The 4493-nt window shown below is 59.5% G+C and carries 8 protein-coding genes and 2 pseudogenes; 3 read left to right on the top strand and 7 right to left on the bottom strand.

The window, feature by feature from the left end:
* The first annotated feature begins 146 nt into the window (after positions 1–146).
* Positions 147–488, top strand: a complete 342-nt coding sequence (locus A3M7_RS50925; protein WP_245284413.1) for a carbohydrate porin — start codon at positions 147–149, stop codon at positions 486–488.
* On the opposite strand, the gene A3M7_RS0137530 is transcribed toward A3M7_RS50925, so the two are convergent.
* From A3M7_RS0137530 to A3M7_RS0137520, 3 genes and pseudogenes are all read right to left on the bottom strand, one after another.
* Entirely contained in the window at positions 485–922 is a 438-nt protein-coding gene (locus A3M7_RS0137530) for a DUF3147 family protein (protein ID WP_027548478.1), read from the bottom strand. The two genes, A3M7_RS50925 and A3M7_RS0137530, sit on opposite strands and share 4 nt — an antisense overlap.
* 5 nt (positions 923–927) lie before the next feature.
* Positions 928–1269: a DUF3147 family protein gene (locus tag A3M7_RS0137525; RefSeq protein WP_027548477.1), complete on the bottom strand. Its 342-nt coding sequence runs from the start codon at positions 1267–1269 to the stop codon at positions 928–930.
* Between the two features lie 19 nt (positions 1270–1288).
* A pseudogene (locus A3M7_RS0137520) lies at positions 1289–1651 on the bottom strand (divalent metal cation transporter); the annotation flags it as partial.
* Between the two features lie 370 nt (positions 1652–2021).
* On the opposite strand from A3M7_RS0137520, the gene A3M7_RS0137510 reads away from it, so the two are divergent.
* Positions 2022–2558 (top strand): phosphatase PAP2 family protein, encoded by a 537-nt coding sequence (locus A3M7_RS0137510; RefSeq protein WP_245284412.1) that lies wholly within the window; start codon positions 2022–2024, stop codon positions 2556–2558.
* A gap of 8 nt (positions 2559–2566) precedes the next feature.
* Positions 2567–3175: a cysteine hydrolase gene (locus A3M7_RS0137505; protein ID WP_027548474.1), complete on the top strand. Its 609-nt coding sequence runs from the start codon at positions 2567–2569 to the stop codon at positions 3173–3175.
* On the opposite strand, the gene A3M7_RS50920 is transcribed toward A3M7_RS0137505, so the two are convergent.
* From A3M7_RS50920 to A3M7_RS47915, 4 genes and pseudogenes are all read right to left on the bottom strand, one after another.
* Entirely contained in the window at positions 3097–3291 is a 195-nt protein-coding gene (locus tag A3M7_RS50920; RefSeq protein WP_084302862.1) for a hypothetical protein, read from the bottom strand. The two genes, A3M7_RS0137505 and A3M7_RS50920, sit on opposite strands and share 79 nt — an antisense overlap.
* A 164-nt stretch (positions 3292–3455) precedes the next feature.
* Positions 3456–3629: a hypothetical protein gene (locus A3M7_RS50105; protein ID WP_198033892.1), complete on the bottom strand. Its 174-nt coding sequence runs from the start codon at positions 3627–3629 to the stop codon at positions 3456–3458.
* The gene (locus A3M7_RS50100) at positions 3626–3838 is read right to left on the bottom strand and encodes a hypothetical protein (RefSeq protein ID WP_027548473.1); all 213 of its coding nucleotides are present in this window, start codon (positions 3836–3838) and stop codon (positions 3626–3628) included. Before A3M7_RS50100 ends, A3M7_RS50105 begins: the two co-directional genes overlap by 4 nt.
* A 409-nt stretch (positions 3839–4247) precedes the next feature.
* A pseudogene (locus A3M7_RS47915) lies at positions 4248–4493 on the bottom strand (IS701 family transposase); the annotation flags it as partial.

Here is a 4493-nt window from a genome sequence, read left to right as displayed (position 1 = left end):
AATCTGCAACCATTAGTCGTTTACCATAAAGAGTTGCTACCAAAGTGACAAGGTAAGCAGACATCCCAACTGTCACCCGTTAGGGTGATGCAACTCAATGTCGTCGTTCTAATATTCTTCGCGATTGCCGGTCCATCAAAGTCCCGATGGAGCGCAAACTCTCGAGCTTTCCTGCAAGGACGTTAACGCATGTGCCGCCCAAGGCCTGGCAGTTTGCCAAAACGCGAGACGAGGAAGTGATCTTTGAGATTACCGGGATCGGACCAACAACTATCGAATCCCGAGGATTGGGCCGCCGAATAACCTGTGAGCGAAGCCTTCTAACCGCCGTCTATCAGTACCAGATCAGGGATGGCTGGACGCTGCAGCCCAATTTTCAGTACATCATTCACCCCGGAGGAGGAGCAACGAACCCTTCAGGACCTCTAGCCGGAACGCCACTCAAGAATGCTTCCGTGTTCGGGTTGCGGACGACTCTTAAATTTTAGGAGGAACTCCCGAAAAGTAGTTCGCGCCGTAGACGCCACATGAGGACGGCGACTGCGAACCAGACGAGCGAAGCCGCCGCAAGGCAGAGCGCGGGCTGCGAGGCGCGTCCCTGCCACCAGATGAATAGCGCGAAACAGGCAAGGCCCAGACTTCCCCATCCGGCCCCGGCGGCATCAAGTGCGGCGGCAGCCTTTCCGCGTCGCTGCCCGCGCAGGCCGTTTTTCTCCTTGCGCTCACGCTCATGCTTCTCGATCAAGGTCGCACTGGCACAGAAGATCGCTGGAAAAGCCAGCATCAGCCCGCCGGCCTCCGGCCCTGCCCCGTCCGCGACAAGGCCAGCCACCACGGTCGCCAACCCGCCCAATGCAAAACGCACGACATATTCGTAAAGTCGTCCCTGCTTGAGTGCGGAGAACTTGAAGTGGACCACCATAGTGGTCAGCCTATCAAAAATTGCTTGAGGCCTATCGCGGCCACAAGCCAGATCGCGAAAGCGGCGAGGGTGGCCTTGAGCGTCGACCATTCGGCCCGTATCAGCAACTGACAAACAGCAACGCTGTAAGCCGCGAGCGCGATCGAACCGAGCATCATCGAGCGGCCTTCGATCGCAACATAGTCGCCGCCATGTTTTGAGAAGGCGAGGCCGAGCGTTGCTAGAGCTACGGAGGGGGCGGCGCCAAACAATCCCGCGAAGCTCTTGGGCCGCAGCAGGTCGCCTATGACCGCAAACAGGGAGACGACCAAACCGCCAATCAGAAAGCGCAGCGCGTAGTCCACCATTCCTCCTTGATCGCCGTTTCTAGGACGATCCTGGTATCAGCATGCTGACCGCCATGCCGACGATGCAAAGAGCCATCGCCGCCGTCGACGCCCAGCCGAGCCAATACAGCCAGCCTTCGACCACGAGCTTGCCCATCACGTCACGCCGTCTGACAAGCAGCATTAAAACGGTCATTACCGGTGCTGCCAGCACCCCGTTAATGACCGCACTCCAGTAAAGCGTCTTGATCGGATCAATTGGCGTGAAATTGAGCGCCATACCGAGGCCGACCGAGAGGGCAAGCACCGAATAAAACGCCATGGCCTGCCGCGGTTTGCGGGCGAGGCCAACGGGCCATCTGCGGCCTTCGCCAATGGCATAGGCTGTCGAGCCGGCCAGCATCGCATGAATATTACATCAGGGCTGCTCAGGGCACTGCGACAGTCCTTTGGCCGACAGGCTCGCCTGACCTGTGCCGCTGGTTTAATGGTGCCAGAAGATCGCGAGCAGCAGAATGATCGGCAACGGTATGCCCAGCAACCACAACAATGCGCCTCGTCCAAAGCCCATGGCTCTCTCCTCCATTGATCTGTCCCTCGCATCCAACGCGTCCGTCCGGCGCACAGTTCCTAGCCGGGAACGGTTTTCGAGGCGGTTGATTGAAAGACCAGGACGACTTGCTCTGCTTTCCAATCGCTCTTTTACGGAGATTGCTGCAGGGCATAAGGACATCTGCGAGAGAAGGCAGTCGATGACGATACGAGTACATCCTTTGTCCGCCGATATCGAACTTGCGCGTGCGATTGCGCGACACACCCGTCCGCTGCCGGAGCGGATTTCGGGCGCGCTGACCTGGGGAGCGGATGAGCATATTCTGACCGCGGTTGCCGTCGGATGGTGGCTCTGGTGTCGCGCCAAACCACTGCCGCAGCGGCACGCAAGCGATCATGTGCTGCTGACGACGCTCGCCTCTGTCCTGTTGCCACACCTTCTAAAAACGCATTTTGACCAGGTGCGGCCGGACCGGCGCACCGTGCGCGGCCATCTGCATGGCATCCCACTCTCCGGCCGCGCGCTGGATGCGTTCCCCTCGGGGCATGCCGTGCATGTCGGTGCCCTCGCATCCGCCGCCGCGGTCCTGTCGCCCGCCAAGCGCAATCTCGCGTGGGGCCTCGGCGCCGTTCTGGTGTCGACACGCGTGTTCCTGCTGGCTCACTGGGCAAGTGATGTACTTGCGGGTCTGGCGATCGGAGTCGCGCTGGAGCGCGTCATAAGGCGGCTGACGGACTTTGGTCGTCAGGGAAGATAGGGCTAGTCATGGGGCAACTGCTCGCACCCCCCGGTCCTCACGCCGTCCATCTCTGCATCGACATGCAAAGGTTGTTCGCACCGTATGCCCCGTGGGCAACGCCCTGGTTGGAGCGTGCGCTACCCGAGGCGGTCAGGCTGATTGCGCACGCGCCGCCACGTACCGTCTTCACGCGCTTCATTCCGGTCCGTAACAAGGCCGAGGCGCGCGGCGTCTGGAAAGCCTATTATGAGAAATGGGAATGCGTGACACGCGACAAGGTCGATCCGGGGTTGCTTGAGCTGATGCCGGCCCTGACACGCTTTGTGCCGCCTGCCACGGTCATCGACCGCCAGACTTACTGCGCATTCACCAATAGGCGGCTGCAAGCCTTTCTGGATGAGCATCAGGTGGACACGCTGATCGTGTCTGGCGGTGAGACCGATGTCTGTGTGCTCGCAACGGTGCTGGCTGCGGTCGATATCGGCTACCGTGTTATCCTCGCTGAGGACGCGCTCTGCAGCTCGTCTGATGAAAGTCACGATGCGCTCATCAATCTCTACACCAAGAGGTTCAGCTTGCAGATCGAGGTGGCGCCGGTTGCCAGCATCCTTGCGCGCTGGAGCGTCGTCAGGTGATCAGCCAACCTCGTAAAAAGCTCTCGTTTCTTCGGGTCGGTCGCCAGGTCACGGATGAGGGCGCACTCGGCAGCATCCGTGCGGAGCTTTTCCAATTGAGCCTGCATGTCTTTCATTGCGATCAGTTCCGTTCCCGAGCGGAACCATACCGCTTGTGTACGAAAGCGCACAGACCTGATTGCCAGTTTTTCCTAAGCTAGGGATGCTTAGCGACCCACTACCGCCAAGCACCTCCAACGGTCCCAGCATAGGGGTATGCTGGGACCGTTTTTATTGGACCTCAGCCTATTAGCCGCACGCCCGTCGCCTTGCAGCCGTTTCTGGAGAGGAACGGCGCGTTGATCTTCTCGATGTGAATGCGCGCATTGACGGGCTCGACGCCGGCGGCGAGCTCGAGGAGCTTGCGTGCGGCAACTTGCGGATCTGCGAAGTGGCGGGTCTCGACGTGCTTCATGCGCTGGCGCCGGCGAGCTTGTCGCGCTCGATGCGAGCCAGTTCCTTGGCCTTGGCCTCGTTGCGCGTCAGCAGATCCGGTCGAAGCCGCCGGCCGGGCAGGTCGCCCCAGTAGAAATAGACGCTCGGACGGCCGTCCGCGAAGCGGACCTTACAGCTGCCGGTGTCGGGGACGCGTTCGTGCTTCTTGATCGTGATCGGCGTGGTCATGGGGGCTTTAATATAAGCGCTCGGCACGGGCGCTGTCACGTATCAATCTTTGCGGTGTACCGCCAATAGCATAGGTCTAGGAGTTCGGTCCCATAGAGCACGTCGCCAACGGGGTCGCGGGGCACCAGGAAAACTTGGCAGCCGCCTTGCCACATAGACAAGGGCCGCCGACTCGCCATCAGCGGCCCCGTCCGGGTTTCAATAATTCCGAGATCAAATGGTCTAGCCAGCCCCGGATTGCCGATTTTTCCCGATCCTCAAGATTCTCACAAGCACATTTGTGAATCGTCTAATTGATTTTTTCGCTGCCATAGACGCAGCCGATTAGGCGGGTGTCTCCTGTCTGCCCCTGCGAGTGTCTTAACTAGTCTAGCACTACTTTGGCAGAATTGGTTTGCGCCACTGTTTTTCAAGGATTTGCTTTCGGCAATATGGGCACTGCTGAGACGGCGGCCGAAGGATGAGATCGACGATGGCGTGACGTACGGCGGGCATGGTTGGCTGGGGCGGAGGCCCGTTNATTCTTTTTTTTCCGCCCCGCATATGCGAGGCGACGATTTTGCAGGAAGGCGTAGGCAATCATTGTCATAAGGGCGTGGCGATGAAGACCTTGCCATGATCGCCCTTCGAAGTGGTCAAGTCCAAGCTCCTCCTT

The organism is Bradyrhizobium sp. WSM2254 (assembly GCF_000472645.1).
Lineage (GTDB): Bacteria > Pseudomonadota > Alphaproteobacteria > Rhizobiales > Xanthobacteraceae > Bradyrhizobium > Bradyrhizobium niftali.
Note: the sequence above shows the minus strand (reverse complement) of the source record. Positions and strands in the feature narration are given on the sequence as shown.